The organism is Marinobacter daqiaonensis (genome assembly GCF_900115285.1).
Taxonomy (GTDB): Bacteria; Pseudomonadota; Gammaproteobacteria; order Pseudomonadales; family Oleiphilaceae; genus Marinobacter; species Marinobacter daqiaonensis.
The window spans coordinates 2037241-2063317 of record NZ_FOYW01000001.1 but is presented as its reverse complement, the minus strand read 5'-3'; the positions used below and the strand labels follow the sequence as shown (position 1 = coordinate 2063317).

Annotated in this window: 28 protein-coding genes; 10 read left to right on the top strand and 18 right to left on the bottom strand. The window is 60.8% G+C overall.

Features of this window, described 5'->3' with window-relative positions; all coding sequences use genetic code 11:
• The first annotated feature begins 1 nt into the window (after nt 1).
• The 4 genes from BM346_RS09380 (at nt 2) to BM346_RS09365 (ending at nt 4983) form a co-directional block, all read left to right on the top strand.
• Complete coding sequence (locus BM346_RS09380; protein ID WP_092011309.1) at nt 2–2251, top strand: ABC transporter permease; 2250 nt, start codon at nt 2–4, stop codon at nt 2249–2251.
• Nucleotides 2248–3357: a lipocalin-like domain-containing protein gene (locus BM346_RS09375; protein ID WP_092011306.1), complete on the top strand. Its 1110-nt coding sequence runs from the start codon at nt 2248–2250 to the stop codon at nt 3355–3357. The genes BM346_RS09380 and BM346_RS09375 overlap by 4 nt, the downstream gene beginning before the upstream one ends.
• Nucleotides 3358–3475: 118 nt before the next feature.
• Nucleotides 3476–3934, top strand: a complete 459-nt coding sequence (locus BM346_RS09370) for an ATPase (protein WP_092011303.1) — start codon at nt 3476–3478, stop codon at nt 3932–3934.
• A 146-nt stretch (nt 3935–4080) separates the two neighbouring features.
• Entirely contained in the window at nt 4081–4983 is a 903-nt protein-coding gene (locus BM346_RS09365; protein ID WP_092013542.1) for an acyltransferase, read from the top strand.
• Here the strand turns inward: BM346_RS09365 and BM346_RS09360 are convergent.
• The gene (locus BM346_RS09360; RefSeq protein WP_227662837.1) at nt 4964–5707 is read right to left on the bottom strand and encodes a sulfite exporter TauE/SafE family protein; all 744 of its coding nucleotides are present in this window, start codon (nt 5705–5707) and stop codon (nt 4964–4966) included. The genes BM346_RS09365 and BM346_RS09360 overlap by 20 nt on opposite strands.
• A 122-nt stretch (nt 5708–5829) precedes the next feature.
• Here BM346_RS09360 and BM346_RS09355 point away from each other — a divergent pair, with 122 nt between their 5' ends.
• Nucleotides 5830–6273, top strand: coding sequence for a YchJ family protein (locus tag BM346_RS09355; protein ID WP_092011300.1), 444 nt, complete (start codon nt 5830–5832; stop codon nt 6271–6273).
• Between the two features lie 109 nt (nt 6274–6382).
• Nucleotides 6383–6601: a DUF3565 domain-containing protein gene (locus tag BM346_RS09350; RefSeq protein WP_092011298.1), complete on the top strand. Its 219-nt coding sequence runs from the start codon at nt 6383–6385 to the stop codon at nt 6599–6601.
• 2 nt (nt 6602–6603) lie between these two features.
• On the opposite strand, the gene BM346_RS09345 is transcribed toward BM346_RS09350, so the two are convergent.
• Entirely contained in the window at nt 6604–7296 is a 693-nt protein-coding gene (locus BM346_RS09345) for a type 1 glutamine amidotransferase domain-containing protein (protein WP_092011295.1), read from the bottom strand.
• Between the two features lie 56 nt (nt 7297–7352).
• A complete protein-coding gene (locus tag BM346_RS09340) occupies nt 7353–7733 on the bottom strand; it encodes a thiol-disulfide oxidoreductase DCC family protein (RefSeq protein ID WP_092011292.1) in 381 nt (126 codons plus the stop codon).
• Nucleotides 7734–7891: 158 nt separating this feature from the next.
• Here BM346_RS09340 and BM346_RS17950 point away from each other — a divergent pair, with 158 nt between their 5' ends.
• Nucleotides 7892–8104, top strand: coding sequence for a hypothetical protein (locus tag BM346_RS17950; RefSeq protein ID WP_139229928.1), 213 nt, complete (start codon nt 7892–7894; stop codon nt 8102–8104).
• A 175-nt stretch (nt 8105–8279) separates the two neighbouring features.
• Nucleotides 8280–9353: a TRAP transporter substrate-binding protein gene (locus BM346_RS09330; protein WP_092011287.1), complete on the top strand. Its 1074-nt coding sequence runs from the start codon at nt 8280–8282 to the stop codon at nt 9351–9353.
• Here BM346_RS09330 and BM346_RS09325 read toward each other — a convergent pair.
• Both BM346_RS09325 and BM346_RS18265 read right to left on the bottom strand, forming a co-directional pair.
• The gene (locus BM346_RS09325) at nt 9343–9801 is read right to left on the bottom strand and encodes a gamma-glutamylcyclotransferase family protein (RefSeq protein ID WP_206675673.1); all 459 of its coding nucleotides are present in this window, start codon (nt 9799–9801) and stop codon (nt 9343–9345) included. The genes BM346_RS09330 and BM346_RS09325 overlap by 11 nt on opposite strands.
• Before the next feature lie 136 nt (nt 9802–9937).
• Nucleotides 9938–10570, bottom strand: coding sequence for a PEP-CTERM sorting domain-containing protein (locus BM346_RS18265; RefSeq protein ID WP_167812612.1), 633 nt, complete (start codon nt 10568–10570; stop codon nt 9938–9940).
• Between the two features lie 384 nt (nt 10571–10954).
• Here BM346_RS18265 and BM346_RS09315 point away from each other — a divergent pair, with 384 nt between their 5' ends.
• Nucleotides 10955–11758, top strand: a complete 804-nt coding sequence (locus BM346_RS09315; RefSeq protein ID WP_092011281.1) for an SDR family NAD(P)-dependent oxidoreductase — start codon at nt 10955–10957, stop codon at nt 11756–11758.
• Nucleotides 11759–11833: 75 nt separating this feature from the next.
• Here BM346_RS09315 and BM346_RS09310 read toward each other — a convergent pair whose 3' ends face one another.
• From BM346_RS09310 to BM346_RS09265, 10 genes are all read right to left on the bottom strand, one after another.
• Nucleotides 11834–12769, bottom strand: coding sequence for a ketopantoate reductase family protein (locus tag BM346_RS09310; protein WP_092011279.1), 936 nt, complete (start codon nt 12767–12769; stop codon nt 11834–11836).
• 32 nt (nt 12770–12801) lie between these two features.
• Entirely contained in the window at nt 12802–13584 is a 783-nt protein-coding gene (locus tag BM346_RS09305) for an SDR family NAD(P)-dependent oxidoreductase (RefSeq protein WP_092011276.1), read from the bottom strand.
• Between the two features lie 220 nt (nt 13585–13804).
• The gene (locus tag BM346_RS09300; protein ID WP_092011274.1) at nt 13805–15106 is read right to left on the bottom strand and encodes a TRAP transporter large permease; all 1302 of its coding nucleotides are present in this window, start codon (nt 15104–15106) and stop codon (nt 13805–13807) included.
• Nucleotides 15103–15651, bottom strand: a complete 549-nt coding sequence (locus tag BM346_RS09295; RefSeq protein ID WP_092011271.1) for a TRAP transporter small permease subunit — start codon at nt 15649–15651, stop codon at nt 15103–15105. The genes BM346_RS09300 and BM346_RS09295 overlap by 4 nt, the downstream gene beginning before the upstream one ends.
• A gap of 174 nt (nt 15652–15825) precedes the next feature.
• Nucleotides 15826–16911 (bottom strand): TRAP transporter substrate-binding protein, encoded by a 1086-nt coding sequence (locus BM346_RS09290; RefSeq protein ID WP_092011268.1) that lies wholly within the window; start codon nt 16909–16911, stop codon nt 15826–15828.
• A 207-nt stretch (nt 16912–17118) separates the two neighbouring features.
• Nucleotides 17119–18105, bottom strand: a complete 987-nt coding sequence (locus BM346_RS09285) for an MBL fold metallo-hydrolase (RefSeq protein WP_092011265.1) — start codon at nt 18103–18105, stop codon at nt 17119–17121.
• Nucleotides 18106–18194: 89 nt separating this feature from the next.
• Entirely contained in the window at nt 18195–19748 is a 1554-nt protein-coding gene (locus tag BM346_RS09280) for a class I adenylate-forming enzyme family protein (RefSeq protein WP_092011262.1), read from the bottom strand.
• 99 nt (nt 19749–19847) lie between these two features.
• Nucleotides 19848–21293: a DHA2 family efflux MFS transporter permease subunit gene (locus BM346_RS09275; protein WP_092011259.1), complete on the bottom strand. Its 1446-nt coding sequence runs from the start codon at nt 21291–21293 to the stop codon at nt 19848–19850.
• 80 nt (nt 21294–21373) lie between these two features.
• Nucleotides 21374–22162 (bottom strand): enoyl-CoA hydratase, encoded by a 789-nt coding sequence (locus tag BM346_RS09270; RefSeq protein WP_092011256.1) that lies wholly within the window; start codon nt 22160–22162, stop codon nt 21374–21376.
• 219 nt (nt 22163–22381) lie between these two features.
• Nucleotides 22382–22486 carry a high-potential iron-sulfur protein gene (locus BM346_RS09265; protein WP_206675674.1) on the bottom strand — a complete coding sequence of 35 codons (105 nt, stop codon included), beginning with the start codon at nt 22484–22486 and terminating at the stop codon, nt 22382–22384.
• Between the two features lie 209 nt (nt 22487–22695).
• Here BM346_RS09265 and BM346_RS09260 point away from each other — a divergent pair, with 209 nt between their 5' ends.
• Nucleotides 22696–23307 (top strand): Yip1 family protein, encoded by a 612-nt coding sequence (locus BM346_RS09260; protein ID WP_092011252.1) that lies wholly within the window; start codon nt 22696–22698, stop codon nt 23305–23307.
• Nucleotides 23308–23375: 68 nt separating this feature from the next.
• Here BM346_RS09260 and BM346_RS09255 read toward each other — a convergent pair whose 3' ends face one another.
• The 3 genes from BM346_RS09255 to BM346_RS09245 all read right to left on the bottom strand — a co-directional run bounded on the left by BM346_RS09255 (nt 23376) and on the right by BM346_RS09245 (nt 26065).
• Nucleotides 23376–25013 (bottom strand): methyl-accepting chemotaxis protein, encoded by a 1638-nt coding sequence (locus tag BM346_RS09255; protein ID WP_092011249.1) that lies wholly within the window; start codon nt 25011–25013, stop codon nt 23376–23378.
• 109 nt (nt 25014–25122) lie between these two features.
• Nucleotides 25123–25422, bottom strand: coding sequence for an Rdx family protein (locus BM346_RS09250; RefSeq protein ID WP_092011246.1), 300 nt, complete (start codon nt 25420–25422; stop codon nt 25123–25125).
• 1 nt (nt 25423) lies between these two features.
• Nucleotides 25424–26065, bottom strand: coding sequence for an MBL fold metallo-hydrolase (locus BM346_RS09245; protein ID WP_092011243.1), 642 nt, complete (start codon nt 26063–26065; stop codon nt 25424–25426).
• Nucleotides 26066–26077: the final 12 nt, after the last annotated feature.

The following is a 26077-nucleotide window of genomic DNA, read 5'->3' as shown; positions in this document are numbered from 1 at the left end:
CATGGTGCTGCGGGCCATTCTCAGTCACTACCGGCGTCACCCGCTTCATCTGCTGTCGTTATGGGTCATATTGATGCTGGCCACGGCGCTCTGGTCCGGCGTCTGGTCCCTGACCCAGCAGGCCCGGGACAGCATGCGGACCGGGGAGGCCCAGCTTTCCGGTCGACAGCAGGTGGTGCGCAGTGACGGGGCGCCTGTCACGGTAGAGGATTTCGTTACGCTGCGTCGCCAGGGCCTTTGTGTGATGCCTTGGCTGGAAGTGGACGCCGGTGAAGGCCGTGGCCGCCTTGTGGGTATCGACCCCCTGGCCATGGCCTGTGCCGGTAATCAGGAGACCGGTGCCGGCACTTCCCTCGATGGTGAGCCTTTCGTCGACATCCATCGAGCGGCGAAGCTGGCCGAGGCGGGCCATCGTCATCGCTTGCGGCTGCTGCTGGACGCGCCGGAAGACCTTTCCCTGCCGCCGCAGTGGCAGCGCCAGCCGGACCCGGCAGCCTTGAGCACAGGGGAGCTGGCGGACAGTTTCCTGCTGAATCTGGACGCCCTGGGTGTGCTGGTGGTGCTGGTGTCGGCGCTGCTGATCCGAAGTGTCTACACCCTTGGACTTGCCCAGCGCCGGGAGGGTCTGGCTCTGCTGGAGCGCTACGGTGTCACCCGCGGTCGGCTGCAGCGGCTGTTGCTGCTGGAGCTTCTGATACTGGGGCTGTCGGGCATAGTGCCCGGTTATCTTCTTGGCCAGCTGCTGGCGGACGGGCTTGCCGGCGGATTCGGAGAGGCAATGGGGTCCCTTTTCGGCACGCCGTTGCTGAGGGGCGGCGACACGTTTCTTCAGTTTGGCGTGACCGCGATTCTGATGCTGCTTGTGACGTTCTGGTGTGGACTGGAGTTGCTGCGGCCTCGCGGAAAATGGGTAACAGGCAACCGCTGGCTTCATGTAACCACTGTCGTGCTGATGATGGGGGTGGGAGGAGTCCTGGTTTTTTCTGGCGAACGTCTCGTCGCCGTGTTTGCCGGCACCGGTATGATCATGGCGGCAACCGGACTTGCCACCCCCTACCTGATGAACCAGTGGCCGAAGACCTCTTCGGGAACTGCGCCACTGGGGTTGTGGCGCCGGCGGGAAACCGGCGTTCTGATCCGCCGCCTCAGTCTTCCCCTGGTGGCGCTGCAACTGGCGGTGGCCACCGTGATCGCGGTACAGGCCCTGGTGACGACTTTCGAAGATACCTTCCAGCAATGGCTGGGGCAGCGGCTGGCGGGAGACCTGTTTGTCGAGGTGCCCGCCGGCAAACGGCCAGAGGATGTGGCCGGGATTCTGTCGTTCCAACCTTCGATCGTCGAATGGCATCCAGTCATCCGGGGTCAGGTCCGGTTGCCCCTGCCTGACGGCAACACCATTGCCCTGGATCTGATGGCGACGGACACCGGCTCGGGCCTGATCCGCGAATGGGAACTGCTTCAGTCAGTGCCAGACCCCTGGCAGGCGGTCGCCGGGGGCGGGGTGCTGATCAATGAGCAGCTGGCCAGGCGCCACCAGCTGGAACCAGGCGATACCCTGACCCTGCAATTTCCCGAACATCGCCTCAGCCCACGGGTGGCCGGGGTGTACAGCGACTACGGCCGCCCCGCGGGTGAGGTTCTGCTGGACCATGATGAGCTACCCGCGAGTTTTGTGCCGGGCTTCCAGTCGGTCACCATCGCCCTGGAATCTGATGCCACGACTTCCGACCGGCAGTCCCTGGAGCGGGACCTGGAAAGGGTGTGGAGCGTTGCCGATATTGAGATTCGTGACACCGGGACCATCCGGGAGCTGGCGAACCGGATCTTTGACCAGACCTTTCTGCTGACCAGGGCCATCAGTCTGCTGACCCTGGTGCTGGCTGGAGCCGCTCTGCTGATGACCGGGTGGGTGGCGCTGGCATCGCGGCGATGGTATGTCCATCTGCTGGCGGTCTGGGGGCTGCGCCGCCGAGAGCGTCTGGGCCTGCTGGTCCGGCTCGGCATGGGCCTGATGTTCCGGGTCTGGCTGGCGGCACTGCCACTGGCGCTGCTGCTGACCTGGGTACTGGTTGCCCGCATCAATCCGGTGGCGTTCGGCTGGTCTCTGCCCATGGCAATCTATCCCGGCTACTGGCTGCAGTTGCTGGTTGTCATGGTGATCATCGGACTGGTGCTCGGCAGTCTGGCCGCACGGGTACGGCGGGGCGCCCCTGTCACCATGCCCGTTCTCACTGAGGGAGGTGAGCGATGACACGGTGTCTGTTGCCACTGGGAACATGCCTGCCTGCCTTCCTTCTGTCTTTTCTGCTGGCTGCCTGCTCGGACACCCCCGCGCCCGGTGGTTTTGCCGGACTGGCTGCCAGCAGCGAGGCGGAGGACGGCTTCCGACAGCCCCGGCCCGGCGATACGATCCGGCTTCCGGAGGACTGGGGGCCTCACCCGGCCCACCGGATAGAATGGTGGTACCTGACCGCCAATCTGACCACCGCCGACGGTGTGCCCATGGGTATTCAGTGGACCCAGTTCCGGCAGGGACTGGAACCCCGGGAGCCGGATGACGAACCACCGGCTGAGCAGCTCTGGCCCCTGGAATCGGCCTGGATGGCCCATGGCGCGGTGTCGTTCAATGGCCGGCACTGGTTCTCTGAGCGCTTTGCCCGCGGCGATGTTGGCCATGCCGGGGCCCGGGCCGAACCGCTCAGGGTCTGGCTGGATCACTGGCAACTGATGGAGGCGGGTCGGGATCAGTGGCAACTGGAAGCAGCCGGTGAGGGATGGGCCTATAACCTCACCCTCCTCCCCAGTGACCGGGTGGTTCGCCACGGGGACAATGGCTTCAGTGCCAAAACGGAGGGTGGCCAGGGTTCGATGTACTTCAGTGATCCGGATATTGCCATGGAGGGCACGGTAACCATCGGGGGCGAGCCTCACTCGGTGAGCGGTACCGGATGGCTTGACCGAGAGTGGAGCAGCCAATTCCTGCGCTCGGACCAGGAGGGCTGGGACTGGTTCGCCCTGCGTCTTGATACGGGCGCCCGGCTGATGGCTTTCCGGGTCGGCCGGGGTGACAACGCCTATCTGTCGGGCACCTGGATCGACCCGGCAGGCGTCACCTCGGCCCTCGGGCCGAAGGATCTGGTCCTCTCTCCTCTGGGGCTTCGCGACACCGGGGGTGGGCGGATCCCGGATCGCTGGCGCATCGACGTGCTCCCTGAGGCTCTCACTTTCACCGTGACAGCGCCCGAGGGGAGTTACTGGAACCGTGGCGCCTATCCCTATTGGGAAAGCCCCGTGACGGTTTCCGGGGATGCCTCGGGCGAAGGCTATATGGAGCTGACAGGCTATGGTGCCCCATAGATCAGCACCGGTTTAATAGCCCGGTTTGATGGATGCCACGCCTGTCCTGCGCTAGGATCATGGGTAATGATATCCTAGACATTTCAAATGACTGCAGATCTCAATAAAAGGATACTTTATGGAAATCAAGACCTTTGAAGACCTGATCGACTGGGTGCGGGACACTCACACCGAACTTGCCCAGAGCATGAAGCGGAGCGCTGAGCACAGCACCAACGAGCAGGCCTCGGCTCTGCTGCAGTATCTTTCCGAGCACGAGCATGAGCTGGTCCGCATCACCGAGGAGTTCGAACGCCAGGCCGATGCGAAAGCCCTGAAAACCCGCCTTTATGATTACATGGAGCACAAACCGGTCAAGGTTGCCGGTTCATCGGATACCCACTTTGCGTCCCTGAGTTTTGACGACATCTGCCGGGAAGTCTTTGCCTTCCACGACCAGGTGGTGGAACTTTACGACAGCCTGGGAAGCAAGGCGGAGATTCCGGAAGCAAAGGAACTGGTGGATTCCCTGCGGAAAATGGAAGAAAACGAGGCCATGCGTCTGGCGCGCCAGATATCCAACAGCCAGGACATTTAAGCACGATGCCCGGACCCCGGCGGGTTGGTGACGCTGCCTCCGATTCCAGGTCCTGGGCTCCGGCCTGCGTATATTGGCGATCAACTGCTGTACCGACCCTGTCAGTCGGAGATTGAAGAGGCCAGAAACCCATCAGAACCGTGTCCATTCTTCACGCACTGCGGGCAGCCGCCGTCTGCCTGCTGATCCTGCTGATCACCCTGATCGGTATCGGCCCCATGATGATCATGGGCCTGATAAAGGCACTGATACCCTTCAGGCCCCTGCAAAGGGTCTGTTCGGTGGGTGTCATGTGGATTGCCGAAACCTGGGCGGAGGGGCTGAAGACCATTTTCCGCCTGATGACGCCTACAGTCTGGGACGTGCGCTGTGACGTTCCCCTCGGTCGTGACCAGCCCTACCTGGTGATCAGTAACCATCAGTCCTGGGTGGATATTCCGGCCCTGGTGGAGGCGTTCAACCGCCGTACCCCCTTCTTCAAGTTTTTCCTGAAAAAAGAGCTGATCTGGGTGCCCCTGATCGGCCTGGCTTTCTGGGCGCTGGACTACCCCTTCATGAAGCGCTACAGCAGGGAGCACCTGGAAAAACACCCGGAGGATCGCGGCAAGGATCTGGAAATCACCCAGCGGGCCTGCGAGAAGTTCCATGACCTGCCGGTGACCGTGGTGAATTTTCTGGAGGGCACCCGATACACCACGGGCAAGCATCGCCAGCAGGACTCCCCCTATCACCATCTTCTCAGGCCCAAGTCCGGAGGAGTGGCCTTCGTGATGGCGGCCCTGGGGGAACAGATGCGGTATCTGCTGGATGTCACCATTGTCTACCCGGAAGGGCGGGTCCCCGGCTTCTGGCATCTGCTCAGCGGACAGGTATCCCGGGTGATCGTGGATATCCGCGGCCGCACGGTGCCGCCGGAGCTGTTCCTGGGGGACTACGCCAATGATCCCGAGTTCCGGAAAACCTTCCAGGCCTGGGTCAGCGAGCTATGGCGCGACAAGGACGCCCGGATCGAGGAGCTGAGGGCATCGGTCAGCCGCCGTTCAGGCTGATCAACCCCCTTACCAGCGCCATCAGTCCCGCCACGCCAGCAATGCCCAGGATGATGGGGCGCAGGGCCTCGAAAGGCAGCCGCCTGACCAGCCCCGCGGAGAGCCAGAAGCCCAGGAACACTCCCGGCACGGTGGCCGCGAATAGCCGAAGTTCTGCTGCGCCAAGGTAACCGGAGGCAATCAGGGTAACCAGCGACAGCACGCTGGCGCTCAGGAAGAACGCCGACATGTTGGCCCGCACCAGAGGCCCTTTCTCGTTCTGGTAAATCATCGCGATGGGTGGACCACCAACGGCGGTGATGGTGCCCATGTAGGTGGAGGCGGCCCCGGCGATAACGCTGTTGCGGAGGTTCAGCCGCGGTTTGATGCCGGCCACGCTCAGTGCCACCGCCGCCAGAATCAGCATCCCGAAGATCAGCTGGAACCCCCTGGGGGAAAGCAGCAGCAGGGTAAGCCCGGCAAGGGCGGCTCCCACCAGCCCCCCTCCGATGGCAAAGCGTACCTGCCGTAGTTGCAGGCTGGTTCTGTTGCGAACCAGCATCAGCACGGTGAGCACGGTCGCGTTGAGAATCAGGGGCGCGGGCACAAAGGCCGGCGAAATCAGGAACAGCAACGGAGCGGCCAGCACACCGATGCCGTAGCCGGCGACACCCTGCAGGCAGGCGCCCGCCAGCACCACCAGGTTGGCGAGCAGAATGTGGTAGAGGGTCAGATCGGCCAGCACGGCGGCGTCCTCGTCAGGGTTTCGGAGTGACCGTCTGTTATAGCACGTGAGGCCGATAGGTAGCTACCGGAGCCTCTGTGTTAGATTGATGCCTTATAGGCGATATTTCGAGGACTCACCTTATGAACCTGTGTCCCTGTGGCAGCACGCTTACCTATGGGGAATGCTGCGCTCCCTTACATTCGGGCCAGCGGGCGGAAACACCGGAAGCGCTGATGCGTTCCCGCTACACCGCTTTCATGCAAGGCCTTGAGGAATATCTGCTGGCCACCTGGCACCCGGACACCCGCCCCAGCCGGCTGAACCTTTCGGACTCACCAGACTGGACAGGGCTGCAGGTGCTGGCATCCGACGCCAGGGGCGACCATGGCACGGTGCATTTTCGGGCGATCCATCGATTGCCTGATGGCTTCGGTTACCTTGAGGAGGTCTCGGATTTTCTCAGGGAGCAGGGGAGGTGGTACTACGTCAGCGGAACGCCGAAGGAGGGCCGGTTGAACCCCGGTCGCAACGACCGGTGCCCCTGCGGCAGCGGCCGCAAGTTCAAGGCCTGCTGCCTGCCCTGATGGGGACACGGGTTGGGTATCCTGAGTAGCTGGGGCGCTGGCAATCCAATCCCACTGAAGGCTCATCTTACGGGCTACAGTTTTTCAAGGGGATAAAGAGGCAAATCAGATGAAGCAGCCTATTGTTGGCTATCACCGGGATGACGAGGGGCACTGGGTCGCCCAGCTCGCCTGCGGGCACAATCAGCACGTGCGCCACGACCCACCCTGGATCAACCGGCCCTGGGTGGTCAATCCCGAGGGCCGCAATGGCATGCTGGGTTTCCAGCTGGAATGCGTGAAGTGCGACGGGGGCGCGCCGCGGGATGTCCAGCCCCCGTCTGTCTGAGGTCAGCCCTTGCCCTGATCCGCGAGGGCCTGCAACACGGCCTTGGCCGCGCCCTCGGAAGAGGCCGGGTTCTGGCCGGTGATCAGGTTTGCGTCCACCACAATGTAAGGGGCCCAGTCGTCGCCCTTGCTGTAGTTGCCGCCTTTTTCCCGAAGCATGTCCTCCACCAGGAAAGGGACAACATTCGTCAGACCTACGGCTTCCTCTTCTGAATTGCTGAAGCCGGTCACACTGCGGCCGCGGACGAAATGATCACCGTTGGGGGACTCGGGATGGCGGAAAACCGCCGGGGCATGACAGACGGCGCCAATCACCATGTCGGCCCTGTTGGCCTCCTCCAGCAACTGGATGGAGTGCTTATCTTCCGCCAGGTCCCACAGGGGGCCATGGCCACCCGGATAGAAGACGGCGTCGAAGTCGTGGATGTTGATGTCACTCAGTTTCCTGGTGCTGGCGAGGGCTTCCCGGGCCCGGTCGTCCTCGCTGAAGCGGCGGGTGGTCTCGGTCAGTGCCTCTTCCGCTTCGCTGTTCGGGTCCACCGGGGGCTGTCCGCCATTCGGGGACGCCAGGGTGATTTCGGCCCCCGCGTCCCGGAAGACGTAATAGGGTGCCGTGAATTCTTCCAGCCAGAAACCGGTCTTGTGGCCGGTGTCGCCCATCTGACCATGGGACGTGAGAACCATCAGAATCTTCATGTCGACGTCTCCCTGCTTGAGTGATGTGTGTTACTAGCTTGGGTCGAAGGCTGTGATTACAAGCCTCCCTCGACCGCCGACTCTGGTGGGCTGCATTGGCTACAGCTGTATTTTCGCCGGTACCGGCGGTCGGCCCAGCGGGCGTAGAGTCGGCTGGCCAGGGGCCTGATCAGTGGCCAGGTCAGGGGGCGGAACAGCCATCCGAACGGGGTGTGGGACCAGGCCCTGACGGTGGCGTCAATCCCCACGTGCCAGGTTCCGTCCGCTGCCACCAGATGGAGCCGTCGCAGCATGGCCTCTTTGCCGGGCGCGAATGCTCCGCTATCGGGCTGGCGGTGGATATCGGCAAAGCTCAGACCGCCCTGTTCGTATTTCTGGAGAATCCGGATTTCTTTGGAGCACAGGGAACATGCCCCATCGTGAAACAGAATGTCCATTCATATTCCCCCGGTAGGAGTCGATGAGACTGATTGGTGAAAAGTACGCCCAGGCTGAATGTCGGATCACTGGGAGTGTGCGCTGTTTCTGGGCCCTGCGGTATCCCGGGCCGGGCGGGACGGGTATCATGAGGGCGTTCTTCAGAGGGACGAACTTTATGAGACACAACAAAGGGAAGGAGTGTGCCTGGGCCCCGGGAACGCTGGAAGCGGACGTAACTTACGCGGGGGAGCATACCCGCGCGACGATTGCCAGTATGCGGGGTGGGGACAACCAGGGTGCCTCGGGTTCCGCATGGCTTGGCAATATCACACTTGCACTGGTCCTGGGGGCCGTTGCCGTGACCCTGGTATGGTGGCTTCTGAATTGACCGTAATCTTTGTGGCCGCTCTGGTCTCGCGGTGGTGAGCCGGCGATGCGATACGATGGGTGCACAGAGCCTCAGGGAACGCTATCATGTCTTGTCGTAGCCGGTGACGTTTGACGGATGTCACTCGTACACCAGGCAAACAACCTACAATAAAACCATTGCTGGAAGTAAAATCATGACGTTACGCTCCAAGCTGATGGCCGCGGCCGCACTGCTCTCCTTCTCCTTTGCCAGTGCCCAGGCCGTTGCCGAAGAAACCTATACCCTCACACTTGCCGAAACCTGGGGACCGAACTATCCGATCCTTGGTGACACCAACCGCAGCCTGAAGTCCATGGTTGAGAAAATGTCGGAAGGTCGCCTGAAGATTCGTATCGACTCTTCCAACAAGCACAAGGCGCCTTTCGGTATCTTCGATATGGTGAAGGCGGGCCAGTACGATCTGGGCCATACCGCTTCTTACTACTACAAAGGCAAGATCCCCAACAGCATGTTCTTCACCACCGTACCCTTCGGCATGACGGCGCCGGAGCAGTACGCCTGGTTCTACTATGACGAAGGCTTTGAGCTGGCCCAGAAGGTCTACGGTGAGCACAACATGCTGTCGTTCCCCGGCGGCAACACCGGTGTCCAGATGGGCGGCTGGTTCCGCGACGAAATCGAATCCCTGGAAGACCTGAAGGGTCTGAAGATGCGGACGCCCGGCTTTGCCGGTGAGGTCATGTCGGACATTGGCGTTGCGGTTACCAACATTCCGCCGGGCGAACTGTTCACCGCGCTGGAGCGCGGAACCATTGACGCGCTGGAGTGGGTCGGCCCCGCACTGGATCTGCCCATGGGCTTCCACCAGATCGCCGATTACTACTACGCCGGCTGGCAGGAGCCGTCTGCTGAGCTGCAGTGGCTGGTGAACAAGGATACCTGGAACAAGCTGCCGGAAGACCTCCAGGAAGTCCTGCGCGTCGCCATGCGAACCGCTGCCTATGACATGTACATCCAGACCATGCACATGAGCGGCGAAGCCTGGAGCACCATCAAGGAAGACTACCCCAACGTGAAGTTCCGCACCTTCCCTGATGAGGTCATCGAGGCGCTGCGCTCTTCCACCGAGAAGCTGCTTGGCCAGATGGCAGAAAAGGATCCTCTGAGCCGGGAGATCATCGAGTCCCAGCGTGACTATCTGCAGCAGATCCGTCCCTGGACCAACATCTCCGACCGTGCGTACCTGAACAACTCCGTTATCGAGTAAGTCGTCGGTACACCCAGGCGCTGGTGCCATCCGCCAGCGCCATTTTCACCCTCTCATAACGAATACCCAGACGCTCGTAGCGATCCAGCCTCGCCAGTTCTTCTGCCGTCACTGTGATCAGGTCACCCTCCACCTCACTGCCGGCACGGGGTGTGATATCCAGGCCTTCCTTCTCATAGCCTTCCAGAATCGCCACCTGCTCCTCCCCGCCTCGTCCCATCACGATCCATCGCACAACGGGGCTGCGCAGGGTGCCGAACACAAACAGTTCATGGTCGCGGGCGGTGTCGATGGGAAGCAGCGTCTCGGGCGGCTCGTAGCCATAGGGGCTGAGCATGGCGAACCAGAGGTACAGCATCAGTACCCCTGCAGCCATTATCACCGCACCGGTGGTCAGAAGAAGAAAGGTTTTCAGGCGGCTTCTGTGGGTATGCTCATCTGGAATCATCACTTCCCCATGGAGGCAGGTCGTCAGGACGTCAAGACGGCTTCATGGTGAAAGCAGAGACTGATAAAAGCAAGAATCCCCGCAGGGGCGGGGATTCCTTCAGGACACAAGCGAAGAGCGCTAACGGGTTCTTTGCTCAAGCCTTCTTTCGACGGGCAAAGTGCAGACCGACCAGGCCCAGACCGAGAAGGGCCAGTGACCCGGGCTCTGGCACCGGAACCTCAGCCACTCGGGCAAACAGCGACAGGTTCGAGAGATCCGGTGTCTGGCCACCCTGGTTGGTAAAGCTTATATCGAAGGTTCCGGTACCGGAACTTCCCGGGCTGCCGAAGGTGATGCCTTCAAACAGATAGGAAGCGTAACCGTCGCCCGCTTTGAGATTACCGACAAAATCGATTGTTAGGGGAAGGCCCGGCGTACCAACCTCTTCCCACATCAGGCTCCATTCGCCAGATGTAGCGCCGATGTTGACGTCAAAAAGCGTGAACCTGACACCGGCGATCTCTCCGGGAGCGTCCTTGGTGAGAAAATCGAATGTTCCCCAGTTGTTGGTGAGCGTGGCACCGGCGCTTGTGTCCGGGTTACCAGAGCTGACGCCATAACAGTCGTTAGCGTTAGCGCCGGCCCAGGTCATATCGCTGGTATCGAGAACGCTGTGTCCACCCGCGTCGGAACAGTAGGTGGCCGCCGCACTGGCTGTGCCTGAGAATGCCAGTCCGGCCGCAAGGCTGAACACAGCAAGAGTTGGCGCGAAATATCTTTTAGTCATATTGATGCACTCCTGTGAGGGTTGGTGCTGCCCTGCCAAGATAATTTCTGGACTACATCGGGTAGCCGCTCGAATCCGATTCTGATCCGCGTGGGCCATCGGGTAACGCGTCAGCGATTCTGCAGTTTATAGCAAGCAATTGCAGGGCCAGAATTTCTCACGCATAAAAAAATACTTAATATCATAATGTTATGATTCTGTTTCTGGGCGGCTAAGGAGTGAGGTGTAAAATATGCCGACGGCGACTGCGGATCTCAGAGGCCAGGTAATCAAGTTCATGGTTGGAGAGTTCGTTAAAAAAACTGACACCTGTCTGCTGCGGGTTACTTCCTGGGGTCGAGAAGATTATCCTGTTGTTCACCAATAACAACCGGGAGAACAACCATGACACAAAGACTCGAAGGCAAAGTTGCCATCATCACCGGCGCCACCAGTGGTATCGGCGAAGCCACCGCACGACGGTTCGCGGAGGAGGGCGCCACGGTTATCCTTGCGGGTCGTACCGTGGAGAAGGGTGAGAAGCTGGCAAAGGAACTGGGCGGTAACGCCATGTTCCAGAAGGCGGATGTGATGCAGGAGGCGGACATTGCCGCGCTGGTCGACACCGCAAAGGCGAAGTTCGGTCGGCTGGACTGCCTGTTCAACAATGCCGGCGCCGGCGACCGCACCACCCTTGACTCGGTGACCGAGGAAGAATTCGCCCAGGTCATGCGGCTGCTTACGGGCAGCGTGGTGTTCGGTATCAAGCATGCTGCCCGGATCATGCGGGAGCAGGGCAGCGGCTGCATCATCAATAACTCCAGCATCGCCGCCCACCGGCTGGGCCAGGGCGGCTATCTCTATTCCGGGGCCAAGGCAGCGGTCAGCCATCTGACCCGGCTCGCGGGTGTGGAGCTGGGGGCGGATGGAATCCGGGTAAACGCCATTTCTCCGGGAGCGGTGGCGACGCCCATCTTCTGGGGCGGATCCGCCCGGGCAAATCACCTCAGCGACGAGGAGAACCAGGCCAAGATGGAAAAACTGGAGAAAAATCTGGCCAGGGCCACGCCCCTGCCAAGGGCAGGGCTGGCGCTGGATATTGCCAATGCGGCGGTGTTCCTGGCCAGCGATGAGGGTTCTTTTATCAACAGCCACGACCTGGTGGTGGATGGTGGCCGGATTTCCATGTTCAATGAGAAATCCGGTTAGACGACACAGCAAAAGAAAAGGAGAGCATCGCGCTCTCCTCTCTGGTCAGTCAGGATGTGTAAAAGAAACTGACAGTCAGTTCCGGTCTTCCAGGTTGGCCCGCATTTTCAGGGTCACCAGAACCGTGTTCAGGTGAGGCACCGGAAGACCATGGCGCTGGGCAATGGCCACCACGTTGCCAAGCACAGCCTCCCGCTCGATGGGCCGGCCATTCAGGTAATCCAGTGCCATGCTGTTCTTGTAGGGTGGCATCTTGCGGGTACCCTCGATGTTCTGGTCGATCAGCTTCTCATCCATGGGATAGCCCTCCGCAGCGGCCACGTCCATGACCTCGCGGATCATGGCCCGGATGAGTTCCTCGCCACCCTCGGTTTCCAGGATGGTCTTGGTATCGGCACCGTTGGCAATCACCGACAGTGGGTTGAAGGGTGTGTTCCACAGGCACTTGCGCCAGCGCTCGCCCACCACCTCTTCGGTCAGGTCAATGTTGATGCCACCGTCCATGAACAGCTGGGACAGTTCACGACAATCGTCGTCGATGCCTTTCGGGTAGCGCCCCATGACCAGCTTGCCGTAGGCCTTGTGTTCCACCACGCCCGGTTCCGTGCGGCTGGCGGCGATAAATGCCAGGCAGCTGATGATGGGGTTGTCGGGGTAGGCGTCAGCCAGTTCCCGCTCGATGTCCAGCCCGTTTTCGATCAGCACCAGGCGGGTGTTCTCGCCCATCCAGGGCCTGACCAGGGCGGCGCGGTCGACTCCCGGCAGAACCTTGACGCAAAGGATCAGATAATCCGGGGTGGTTTCCGGTTTGTCGCCATCCTTGTAGACGTGGTCCGGGCGGTAGGAAAGGTCGCCGAGGGGGCTGTTGATCCTGATGCCGTTGGCCTTGACTGCCTCGTACTCCGACCGCAGCACGGTACTGACACTGCAGCCAGCCTTCTTCAGGATGGCACCGTAAAAGCTGCCTATGGCGCCGGCACCGACGATCAGGATATCGGGTTTGCTACTCATATCGAAAAAACTCCTCTGTTCGGCCCGTTGATTCAGCGGCGTACGGGGGCGGCGCCCAAGTGCGCGCCACCATCGATCAGGATGGTCTCGCCGGTGGTCAGATCGCCACCGATGATCAGGCCCAGGCAGACATCTGCAACGGTTTCAGGCGACGCGGTATCGTGTAGCGGGGCGGCCCGCTTGGTCTTCTCCAGAAGGGCGTCGTACTTTTCCTCGCCCAGCCCTTTCTTCAGCCACTCGCCCTGGACAAATCCCGGGCAAACCGCATTGACCCGCACTTCCGGTCCGAGGACCCGAGCCAGTGAGCGGGTCATGGTGACCAGTGCGCCCTTGGAAGCCGCGTAGGCAATGGAACTGCCAATCCCCGCCAGGCCTGCGATGGATGCCATGTTGATGACATGTCCGGAGTCATTGGCGCGCAGGGCCTTTTCGGCGGCGCGGGTCATCTGGAAGGCGCCTACTGTGTTGACGGCGTAAAGGTCCAGGAAGTCCTGTTTGTCCAGCCCGTCGAGGTTGGCATGGTCGCAGAATTTTGTGGTGCCAGCGTTATTGACCAGAATGTCGACCCGACCAAATTTGGCCAGGGCGGCGTCCACCATGGCCCGGCAGTCAGCATCCTCTGCCACATTGGCACGGAAAACCAGCGTCTCGACGCCCTGCTTCTCGCAGTCGGCGGCCACGGCGAGGGCGCCCCCCTCATTATTGCTGTAGTTGATCACGACATGGCAGCCATGCTCGGCGAACAGGCGGGCGATGGCGGCACCAATGCCTGAGGAGGAGCCGGTGATAATGGCGACGGAATCTTTGAGTTTCATGGCGTGGCCCTTTTTATGATTGTTGAGTGTTGGAGGTCGATGGAATCCCATCCTGTAAAACTGGTTGCGGTATCTTCTCTCGATCTGCGGAACACATCAATCACTTCTGTCGGGTCAGTTTTTTTAAGGCCGCGAAGGAGCTCGGTTTCCGCGGGCACGAGAGGGTGCCGGAAATGCAAAGGGCCGGCTTGAAGCCGGCCCTTTTATCGCAGTGGAAGGGTCAGAATCCCGACGTCGAACTCATTCCGAACCACTCGGGCACGACCAGCAGAGTGATGACGACCGCGATCTGGATCAGGATAAATGGCATGACGCCCCGGTAGATCTGTGTGGTCTGAACCCCTGGTGGTGCCACGCCCTTCAGGTAGAACAGGCTGAAGCCAAAGGGTGGCGTCAGGAAGCTGGTCTGCAGGTTCATGGCAATGAGAATCGCGAACCAGAGCATGTTGATGCCAAGGAGTTCCGCGATAGGGGCCAGAATGGGCACCACGATGAAGGAGATTTCCACGAAGTCGATGAAGAAACCCAGGACCAGGATGACCAGCATCGACAGGATCAGGAAGCCCCACTTCTCGCCGGGCAGGGCCAGCATCCACTCTTCCAGCAGATACTCTCCGCCGGTATAGCTGAAGACCATGGAGAAAGCGGTCGCCCCCACCAGGATCGCGAATACCATGGCCGTGACTTTAACGGTATCCCGGGCGGAGTCCCAGATAACCTGCCAGGAGAACTGACGATAGAGTAGCGCCAGCACCACTGCCCCCACACCGCCGAGGGCCGAGGACTCGGTGGGCGTGGCGATGCCGGTGAATATCGAACCGAGCACCACGATGATCAGGGCCAGTGGCGGAATGACCGCCAGCAGGGCCCGGACGACTTCCTGGCTGCGGGATTCGTTGCTGTCGCGCTCCATAGCCGGAGCGATCTCGGGCTTGATAAAGGCCATAATCAGGATGTAGGCGATGTAAAGCCCGATCAGGATGAGTCCCGGTACCACTGCAGCCTTGAACAGGTCGCCCACCGGCAGGCCCATGACATCACCCAGAATGATCAGGATGATGGAAGGGGGGATAATCTGTCCCAGAGTGCCTGAAGCACAGATGGTACCGGTAGCAAGTTCCGTTTTGTAACCGTGGGCCATCATCACCGGCAGGGAGATCAGTCCCATGGCAACGACGCTGGCACCTACGACGCCAGTTGAGGCCGCCAGCAGCGCGCCCACCAGAACGGTGGATATGGCCAGGCCACCGCGAACCCCGCCAAACAGCTTGCCCATGGATTCCAGCAACTGCTCCGCCAGCCTGGTGCGTTGCAACACCAGACCCATGAAAATAAACAGCGGTACCGCCATCAGCGTGGTGTTCTGCATGATGCTCATGATGCGGTAGGGCATGAAGGCGAACAGTTGCGGCCCTTCGGCGATCAGGCCGAAGATCAGGGCGACACCACCAAAGGTGAAAGCGACGGGGAAGCCCCACAAAAGCATCAGGAGGCAAACCCCGAACATAATAATGCCGATCATGCGAGGCCTCCGCCGCTGTGTGAGCTATCTTCGTAGTGGGCATCCCGCTTGAGGACCCGGATGGCGTAGGTGACCATGCCAATACCGGCGACCGCGGTAAAGAAGGACGAGAAGGAAATCAGGCTCTTGATGATCCAGCGATGGGGCAGGCCGCCCGGGTCACCGCTGCCCTCTCCCAGTTTGTAGGATTCGTAGGCAAAATCGATGCCCAGCCAGGCGATGAAGCCGGCGAGGGGAATGACCAGCAACAATGCGCCAATCAGATTGACCCAGGCCTTGAAGGTCTCGCTCCAGCGCGTGTAGAAAACATCTACCCGGACGTGGCCGTCGGTTCGCAGGGCATAGGGAATGCCCATCAGGAAAACCACGGAATACAGGTGCCATTCCATTTCCTGCATGCCGATGGAGACACTGTTAAAGGCGTAACGGGCTACCACGTCGTAGAACACATTCAGTGTCAGCAGGATGAACGCCACGCTGGCAATCCAGCCGCAAAAATAAGCTACGCGTCCCAGCCCGCTGTCAATGATTCTGAGCCATCGCATGATCAATCCTCATGGGCCCGCCGGGCAAACCCGGCCGGCCTTCTGTTCCGATAGGGACAGTCTGTGAAAAAAACGCCGGTATTCTACGTCAGGGTGGCGGCTTTTTCACAGAATTCCCTTAAAACAACGCCGGAACCCCGTTACGGAGTTCCGGCGCTTTCTGATATCAATTACTTACTCTTCGATATCGGCCATGTTGTTGAGATAGGCCCGATCGGAGATGTTGATGTAATTGCGGGCATTCTCCAGGTAAGCCTCCTGGGACTCGATGATACGGGCAGCCTGCTCGTCAGCCTCGGCCGCTTCCTGGAGGAGCTTGCGGTTGGCCAGAACCATGGCCTCGAGAACATCCTGCGGGAAGTTCCTGACTTCGATGTCCGGATACTCCTCGGTGATGGAAGCCCAGGCCTGGGCGTTCTCGTGAACGGACTGGATCAGCATGTCGTAGGCGGCGGTGCGCATGGAAATCTCCAGGATCCGCTGGAGATCCTTGGGCAGCTTGTTCCAGACGTCCTGGTTGACCAGGAACTGCAGTTCGGTGGCGGGCTCATGCCAGCCAGTGTAGTAGTAGTCGGCAATCTGCTGGAAGCCCAGGCGCAGGTCCAGTGCCGGGCCTACCCATTCAACGGCGTCGATGGTGCCGCGCTCCAGGGCGGTGTAGAGCTCTCCCGGCGGAATGTTGGTGGGTACGACACCCACTTCCGCGAAGACTTCGCCCGCAAAGCCGGGGATCCGCATTTTCAGGCCCTGAAGATCTTCCAGGGAATTGATTTCCTTACGGAACCAGCCGCCCATCTGGATGCCGGTGTTGCCGCCGGGGAAAGACAGCATGTTATGGGGCTCGTAGACTTCCTGCATCAGCTCCATGCCATCGCCGTAATAGAACCAGGCGTACTGTTCCTGAGCGGTCATACCAAAGGGCATGCTGGTAAAGAACAGGGTGTTGGGTACCTTGCCCTTCCAGTAGTAGGACGCGGAGTGGCCCATGTCATACTGGCCGGCCTTGACCATGTCAAAGACACCGAAGGGCGCCTTGTGCTTGTTGGCTGAGTCGATGCGGATGCGCAGACGGCCATCGGACATTTCCTCGGCCATTTTGGCCATGCTCTTGGTTGCTTCCCCGAAGATCGGGAAATTCGGCCCCCAGGTCTCGGCCAGGCGAAGGGTGAACTTCTCCTGGGCGGCGGCAAAGGGGGAGGCAATCAGTGCAGACAGCGCGGCAGCGGTAGCCACCTTGCGAAAAAATGAACGACGAATCATAAGGTGCGTTCCTCTGGGTTGTTGTAGTTTGTGCTCGGGCGCTTTCAGGGGGCCGATCGGTCATCCGTCCGTTAACGACCCGGAGAGGCCTCTGGTATTTCTAAAAACGGGGGCATCCACGGAATCCGCCAAGCCCCGGAAGCCTCCAACGGTACGTTATTAAACTAGCACGGATCAGTTGAGTGTTACATTTATTCAGATAGTGGTTTAGACCTTTGTCTTAGAAGGTTCCTGCCTCGCCTGCCTGGCCGACCATACGGCAATACCCTTTGAGTTCAGGTCCAGGTCCAGCCCTAGCGAGGCCTCCAGTTCTTCGCTGGTGAAAGCCAGGCCATGATCTTCAAGGCGTTGGCGGAACAGGGTCTTCAGGTCGTCCCGGATGGGCCTGGCCTGGTCGGCAGCGGTCGACATATGGCGGCGACCAATATCGGCATAGGCGTCCAGGTCGCTGTGAAGCTGGCGGGCCAGGGCCCGGATGTTGCGAACCTGGCTGAAGTGGGTCAGGTAGATGGCATCCGGCTCGAGGCCGGCGAGCCGGTCCACCGATTCATGGGCCCGGGCGGGATCAAACTGGACCGGAGTGGCGGCGGGAAAGATGAATTCTCCCATGGCCGAATCCAGGAAGCGGTAGGAAATGCCGAAAGTATCACCGGAGAAGACGGCGTTGGCGGTGCTGTCATGGATGCAGTAATGGTGCAGGGCGTGCCCGGGCGTGTCCAGGAAGGTAAGGGTGCGTTTGCCCAGAGTGAGGGTGTTCCCGTCCTGAACCTCGACAATCCGCTCCCGGGGTACCGGGATCAGCTCGCCATAGTGCCGTTTCATGGTCTCGGTGCCATAAACCTGGCGGGCGCCTTCGTACAGAGCACCGGGGTCGATCATGTGCCTGGCGCCCCGGGGGTGAACCACCAGTTGCGCATCTGGCAGTTCCTCCATGATCAGGCCCGCGCCGCCGGCGTGATCCAGATGGACATGGGTTACGCAGACGTAGCGAACCTGGCTCCGGTCCAGCCCCAGTTGTTCAAGGGCCTTCAGGAGCACCGGTATCGAGAAGTTGCTGCCCACATCGACAAAGGCGGCCTCGCCACTGTCCACAATCAGGTGACTGGCGTCCATCATTGTGGTGCCGGCGAACTCGGTGTCGATGCCGTATATGCCATGTTCAAACGGAATGATGGTGGGGGTGTTCGCGCTCATGGGGTTTCCTGTTGTTATTCTGTATTACCCGCGGACACTCTGGCCCACGGGTATCGGGGCGTCACCAGTGATCTGACGGTCCTTCCCTTCTATTCAATCACTACCTGCTCCGCGACCTGCTCCCGCAGGGATTTCTTGAGGATCTTGCCAACGCCATTACGGGGCATGGTGTCCATGAACACCACCCGGCGGGGCGTCTTGTACTTGGCCAGCCGCTCCTGACAGAAGGTCAGCACTTCCTCCTCCGTAATTTCCGAGTCCTGGTTGGGGACAACCACGGCCACGACTTCCTCCCCCATGCGCTCCGAAGGCACACCAACCACAGCCACTTCCGCTACCGCCGGATGGCGGGAAATCAGTTCCTCCAGATCCCGCGGGTAGATGTTGAAGCCACCCCGGAGAATCAGGTCCTTCTTGCGGTCGACGATATAAAGGTAGCCATCCTCATCGATCCTGGCCACATCGCCGGTATGGAGCCAGCCGTCACGAATCGCGGCCTTCGTTGCCTCCTCGTTGCGGTAATAGCCTGGTGTGATGTTTTCGCCCCGTACCAGCAGTTCACCGACCTCACCGGCGGGCATGGGGTTCCCCTGATCGTCGGCGATACGCAGCTCGACCCCTGGAAAGGCCCGGCCGACAGAACCGGGTTTGATGGTCTCTCCCTTGCGGTGGGCCGATACCGTCGGGGCGGCCTCGGAGAGCCCATAGCCTTCGTAGATCTCGGCATTGAAGCGCTTGCGGAACGCCTCGATCAGCGACACCGGCAGTGGCGCCGAGCCGGAGCCCACGGACTCCAGCGAGGAGACATCATATTCGTCCACTTCCGGGGCCATGGTGAGGGCGTAGATCATGGCTGGAACGGCACTGAAGGCTCTCACCTGGTGCTTCTGGATGGCCTCGCAGACCGCCCGGACATCGAATTTTGGCAATATCACCATGCTTCCCCCACGAAGGAAGAGGGTGTTTGCCATGGTAAAGCCGTAGATATGGGCCAGTGGCAGGACACCGAGAGTGGTGCCTGGCTCATCACCGGTCGCCTCCGCCAGTTCCACCGCGGCAGCGGCGTTGCTGTAGAGATTGCGGTGGGTAAGCATGACCCCCTTGGGCTGGCCGGTGGTGCCGGAGGTGAACAGGATCACCGCAACGTCATCTTCCTTGAGCCGGGGCCGGGAAAGCTCCGGTTCTGCCGCCGCCATCAGCGAGCAGAGGCTGTTACAGGGGATGCCGGCGTTGGGGCTGGGCTGGTTCTGGGCGATACCGGCGACAACCAGTGTGGGCGGGGTTTCCATGCCTGACGTGGCCTGCTCGATGGCGGGGAGCATCGCCTGGCTGGTGATCACCGCGGTGGCTCCCGAGGCCTGGAGGATGTAGCCGATTTCCCGGGGGTGGAGCACGAACATCACCGGGAGCACGATGGCTTCGGCTCTCAGGATACCCTGGTACGCAATAAATACTTCCGGGCAGTTGGGCATGCAGACCACCACCCGGTCACCCGGGGTTACCCCCAAGTTTTTCAGTCCGTTGGCGAGGCGATTGGCGCTTTCCTGAAGCTCCAGATTGGTGATTTCCCGCTCTCCGGCGTACAGCATGGGGTACTCGCCAAAGCGTTCAAGGCTCTTTTCTGGCAGGTCGGTCAAAATCATTGTTATTGTTTCCTGTGTTTTGTGAGACGTTTCCCGGAACCATACAATAAAATTTCACCCCGGCGTAAGTCCTGCGCCGATTCTCGCAGGGGCAAGTTCTCAGGCAGTGGTGCTTGCCGGCTCCTCCTTTGGCGGCGACTTCATCAGGGCCATGGGATAGAGGCCGAGCAGGTAGAACAGGGCCATCAGCGCAAAGGCATCCTGGTAACCGGGGGAGGTCAGCGGCACGCCCAGTGCGGCGGTCCACCGGGTGCTTTCCTGCAGCAGGATTGCTGACAGGGCCACGCCGAGGGAACCGCCGAACTGGCGAGCGAAGCTGATCAGTCCGGTGGCCTGGTTCACCATGTTCTGGGGAACAATGCTCACCGCCCCGATCACCACCGGAGGCATGGTCATGGCCAGCCCCACCCGGCCCAGGGCCGCCATCAGCGCCACCAGGATCAGTGATGTGCCTTTCTGGGCATCACTGAGCACCACGCAGGAGATGGCAAAGATGATCAGTCCGCCGGCCACCAGGACCTTCGGAACCACCCGGTCCGTCAGCCGGCCGATTACCGGAAACGAGAGCGCCATGGCCAGGCCGGCCGGCATCAGCAACATCCCGGCGGCGGACGCGGATTTTCCCATGGCGGTCTGTACCAGTAGCGGCAGCAGGTAGACCGAGCCGAACAGCCCGGCTCCTGTCAGCATGGCCACCATGAAAGCCGGCCCGAAACCGGCGTGGCGGAAAATTCCCAGTGCCAGCAACGGCGCCCGGCCCTTGAGCTGGCGCCAGGCAAAGGCAATGAACAGTATCACCGCCAGGATCAGGGCGCCGATGACCGCCGGGCTGGCCCAGCCATAGTCGGGGCCGGCGGAGAGTCCCCACAGCAGGGCCACCATCCAGCCGGTCAGCAACAGCAACCCGGCGCTGTCCAGGCGCCGGTGGACCGGAGGCGCGGAGGGCGGGCGGGAGAGGTATCGCTGGCCCAGGTAGAACGCGACCAGACAGAACGGCAGTACAATCAGGAAAACGGCCCGCCAGGACCACCAGTCCACCAGTACGCCGCCCACCACCGGCCCTACTGTAGGTCCGAGAACCACGCCCATGGCGTAAAGTCCCATCGCCTGCCCCCGCTCTCTCACCGGAAACACCGCGTAAAGCATCAGCATAGCCAAGGGCTGCACCATGCCGGCAATAAGGCCCTGGATTATGCGCACAACCACAAGCATGCCGAAGTTGACGGCAAAGCCGCCGGCCAGGGCCGCGATGATGAATATGGCCAGCGCTCCCATATAGGTGGTCCGGGGTCCGAAACGGTCCACCATCCAGATATTCAGCAGCATCCCGATGGCCATGCTCGCCAGGAAGGCGGTGACCAGCCATTGTCCCATCGTGTGGTTGACCGAAAACGTACCCATGATCTCCGGCAGGGCGACGTTAACAATGGTGGAGGACAAGGACATGGTCATGGTGCCGATCATCACCGTCACCATCACCCACCATTTGTAGTGGCTGCCGTAGCGCTGCTGGAGCTCTTCCATGGACATGGCCATATCAGCCATTACCTCTCAAGGATGCGGAACCCGGGTCCGGCGACCGGATGGGAGAGGCCCGTAACCCTCCGGGGGTTGCGGGCGGGAGATCAACCCTTGCGCGCCCGGCCGCGCTCTGTGACCGCCTGGCGCCGGCGCTCGATGTCCTCCGGAGTGACGCGGCCGTTCTCTATGGAAGAGAAAAGGGTCTCGTAGTCCAGGGCATCGTCCATGGCCAGCTCATAGCCGTGCTCCATCAGGTGCCGGTACTTGGCGAGGAAAGGGGGCTCGATCACGGCGATGTCATCCGCCAGTGTCAGGGCTTCGTCCAGCAGCTTGTCCGCCGGCACCACGCGGTTGACGAGTCCCCACTGGGCGGCGGTCTCCGCATTCAGGAAGCGACCGGTGAAAGAAAGTTCCTTGGCGCGGGACTGGCCAATGATGCGCTGCAGTTTCTGGGAGAGCCCCCAGCCCGGCATGATGCCGACCAGGGCATGAGTGTCGGCAAAGCGAGCGTTTTCCGAGGCGATCAGGATATCGCAGGCCAGAGCCACCTCGAAGCCGCCGGTGATGGCGACGCCGTTGATGGCGCCCACGACGGGCTTGCCGCAGCTGCGAATGGCGGTAACCGGGTTGCTGGTGGGATCCCGGTCTGTGGCGGCCTTCATGCCGCTGGTGTCGGTGCCCAGCTCCTTGAGATCCAGGCCCGCGGTGAAGGCCTTCTGCCCCGCACCAGTGACCACCACGGCACGGATGGTGTCGTCGCTGCGGATTTCCTGCATGATTCCGTACAGGGTCTGGCGCAGCTCGGTGGAGAGCGCGTTCATGGCTTCGGGACGGTTCAGGGTGACCAGGGCAACGCCGTTGTCACGGCGCTCAAGCAGTACGGACTCGCTCATAAGGATTCCTTTTTCTTGTGGGTAAGGGTCGGCGGAATGCCAGGCATGACATCAGTAGCAATGCATCAGTTTGCCACCTGTGCACCGGTTCTCAAAGTCCTGTTCCAGTAAGGTGGGTAAGTTGTTGACTTTTAATCCTGGAAGGAGCTGAGTGCGAGAATCTTCCGGCATCGTTCCAGGGAGCCGGAAGCCCCATGAAAACGATGCCGGAAAACCGGGTCAGCCGCGGGGGGCGTAAACGCTGCACCAGCCTTTGGCATTGACCAGCACGTCGGAGAACTCAGGGTGGCGGCATTTGCCCCAGCCATCCGTTGCTGTTGACATGGACAAACGCAGCCTAGAAGCCATTTGCGGCCGGCGCCAGCCAGAAGGAATCCACCTGGATCGCGATTCTTATGTCAGGCGGGTGAGTGCGGCCCCGGGAAAACTTTCGGCGGCGGGCTCTGTCGACTAAATTAAGAGTGTGGTTAAAAGCTGATCTGTCTCTTGAGGCGAGCGTAATAATAGAAGACAACAAAAAAGAGGGCGAAACTATGCTTTTGCATCATGTATTCGGTCTGTTCACCCACCCGGATTCGGAGTGGGCAGAAATCCGTAGGGAGCACGAGAAACCGTTGCGTCTCTATGTGGCCTACGTGTTGGCGCTGGCGGCCATCGGCCCAATCTGTGCCTATATTTCAACGGCCCACTTCGGCTGGACCGTGGGCGCCGACCGCCTGATCAAGCTATCGCCGGTCAGCGCCCTTCAACTGAGCGTACTGACCTACCTCGCCATTCTGGTGGGCGTGTTCGCGCTGGGTTATGCGGTTAACTGGATGGCAAAGACTTACGGGGCGCAGGAGGAGCCCGATGCGTCGAACGGCGTTGCCCTGGCGGCGTATTCCTGCACACCGTTGTTCCTGGCGGGCTTTGCCCTTCTGTATCCGGTGCCCTGGTTCAACGCCCTGGTTTTCCTGGCAGCTGCGATCTACGGGGCCTACCTGATGTATGACGGTCTCCCCATCGTCATGGATATTCCAAAGGAACGGGCGATCATGTACGCCGGAGCCCTGCTGACGGTCGCCCTGGTGATCCTGGTTACCACCCGGGTAGGCTCGGTGATTCTCTGGAGTTACGGGTTCGGGCCAGAGTTTGTTGGTGACTGAAGAGCGTCGCTCCCTACAGGTGGTGAAAAAAAGCCCCGTACCTGACGGGGCTTTTTTTATGAACCGAATCAGACCCGGAATCGACCGGCCTGTTCCTTGAGCCTGGTGGCGTAGCCGGCCATGGACTCACTGATGCTGTTGAGGTCGGTGGAACGCTGGCTGCTCTCTCCGGCCAGGTCGTTGATCTGGGTGATGCTCTGGTTGATCTCGTCGATGACCTGGGTCTGTTGTTCGGTGGCGGATGCCACGCTGGTATTCACGTCGCTGATGTCGGTCATGGCGTTCAGGATAGAGGACAGCTCGGTCTCCGCATCCGAGGCCAGCTTGTCAGTGGCGGCGGCCTGTTCACTGCCGGTTTCCATGACCGATACCACGTCCGATACCCCGGTCTGAAGGGCGGTGATCATCTGCTGGATGTTTTCGGTGGACTGCTGGGTGCGCTGGGCGAGGGTGCGTACCTCATCCGCCACCACGGCGAAACCACGCCCCTGTTCTCCGGCCCGGGCGGCCTCGATAGCGGCGTTGAGCGCAAGCAGGTTCGTCTGCTCCGCTATTCCGCGGATCACGTCCAGCACTGAAGTAATGTTGTCCGAATCCTCCGACAGCTTGCGGATAACCTCCACCGCCTTAGTAATCTGCTGCGACAGACGCCGGACCTGCCCTGCGGACTGCTCGACGATATCAGCCCCGCGAGTGGCGTTGCCCTGGGCGGTACGGGTCACTTCCGCAGCCCGTGACGCGTTGCCCGCCACTTCCTCGACGGCACTCTGCATCTCATTGATGGCAGTCGCCACCATGGTGATGGATTCAGTCTGGCGTGAAACGCCGTCGCGGTTCTCGGCGGCGGACTTCTCCAGATCCCGGGCGCCCTCCGCGAGTTGGCCTGAGAGCTCCTGGATGCTGCGGATCATGCCCTGGAGGTTGGCCAGTACCCGGTTGAAGGACTCCGCCAACTGGCCGAGGTCATCGTTGTTTTCCACGGGAATCCGCTGAGTCAGGTCTCCCTCGCCCTGGGCGATATTGTCCAGCTGGTTCCGCAATTCGCGGATGGAGGCGATGATCAGTTTGAGAACAAACACGAAGACCGCCACGGCAATGATCAGTGCGGCCACTGTGACGGCGACGGTAATGACGATGCTGCGCTGTGCTTCCTGGGAGGCCGCGCCGGCTGTTTTTGTGGCCAGCTCGTCAGCCACCTGGCCAGCAAGGTCGAAATAGTTCCGGACCGCGTCAAAGCGGTCGCTGGTCTCGTTCACCACGATTTCGTGGGCGCCATAGGTGTCGCCGATCTCGGCCCGCTTCAGGGCGGATTCCGCAGAGTCCCGCCAGGCGCTGTAGGTTTCCTCGAAGCCTTCCATCACCTGGTCTACCCGGGTGCCGCTGAGTCTTTCTTGGGCCGACCGGATCCGGTTTTTCGCCTGGTCAGCGTTTTCATGGAAGGCGGCGAGGGACTCGTCCGCGGAAGCATTACGTTCCCGCGAGCGGATATACTCGCTCTGGGCCACCAGCGCCTGGTACAGGTCCCTGTCGCCGTTGAGGATTTCGCTGGAGGCAGGCATCAGGTTAAGGGCGAGAAAGTCGGTGTTGGAAACCAGGTTGCGAACGGTGAACGTGCTGAACACGCCCAGAATGATCACGGCCAGGGCGGTAATGACAAAGGGCAGGGCCACCTTGGCCCGGAAGCCTAAAACGTTACCCAGGGACATATTGTTACTCCGGCTGTTGTTGTTTTAACCAGAGTATAACGGACTGTGTCCGGTCCGGAATGATTCGCCTGTTGATCTGTGTCTATTTTATGTGTGGATATGTGTACTTTCAGGTGTTCGATGTATTCCGGTCGGAATGACCCAGTGACCGATCCGGTGAAACCCGGTCCCTCACCAGCTGTTTCAGCCGGGTGATCTCGGGGAAACCGCCCATTTCCTTGCGGGACCAGATCCGTTCGCCGTTGACATGGACTTCGAAAATACCGCCACTACCGGGATGCAGGGTGAGCTCGCCGATCTCATCCTCGAAGGTGGTCAGCAGCTCCTGGGCCATCCAGGCGGAGCGGAGCAGCCAGCGGCAGCCGGTGCAGTAGTGAATGTCGACCTTATGGGGGCGGCTGTTTTCCATGTTATCCCCGATGATCCGAGACAAAGGGATTGGTCCGGCGTTCATGGCCGAAGGTGGACATGGGACCATGGCCCGGAATGAAACGGATGTCTTCCCCCAGCCGGAACAGCTTTTCGCGGATGGAAGCGATCAGCTGGTTGTAATCACCCCTGGGAAAGTCGGTGCGACCGATGGAGCCATTGAACAGCACGTCGCCTACCTGGGCCAGGCCAGAGGACCGGTGATAGAAGACCACGTGACCCGGGGTATGGCCGGGGCAGTGAAGTACTTCCAGCTCCTGGTTGCCGAATGTTACCCGGTCGCCATCCTCAAGCCAGCGGTCCGGGGTAAAGCGGTCGGCCTGGGCGAAGCCGAAGCGCTGGCTCTGCAGTGGCAGGCCCTCGATCCAGAATTCGTCGTCACGATGGGGACCTTCCACGGGCAGGCCGGTGTCCCGGGCGAGCACGGCGACGGCGCCGGCATGGTCAAGGTGGCCGTGGGTGAGCAGGATCTTCTCCAGGATGACCCCTTCTTCCCGCGCCACCTGCCGCACCCGGTCCAGGTCGCCGCCCGGGTCGATCACAACGCCCCTGGCGGTTTCCTCGCACCACATCAGTGTGCAGTTCTGCTGGAAAGGTGTGACGGGAATGACGCGGAACTTCATGGGCCTGCCCTG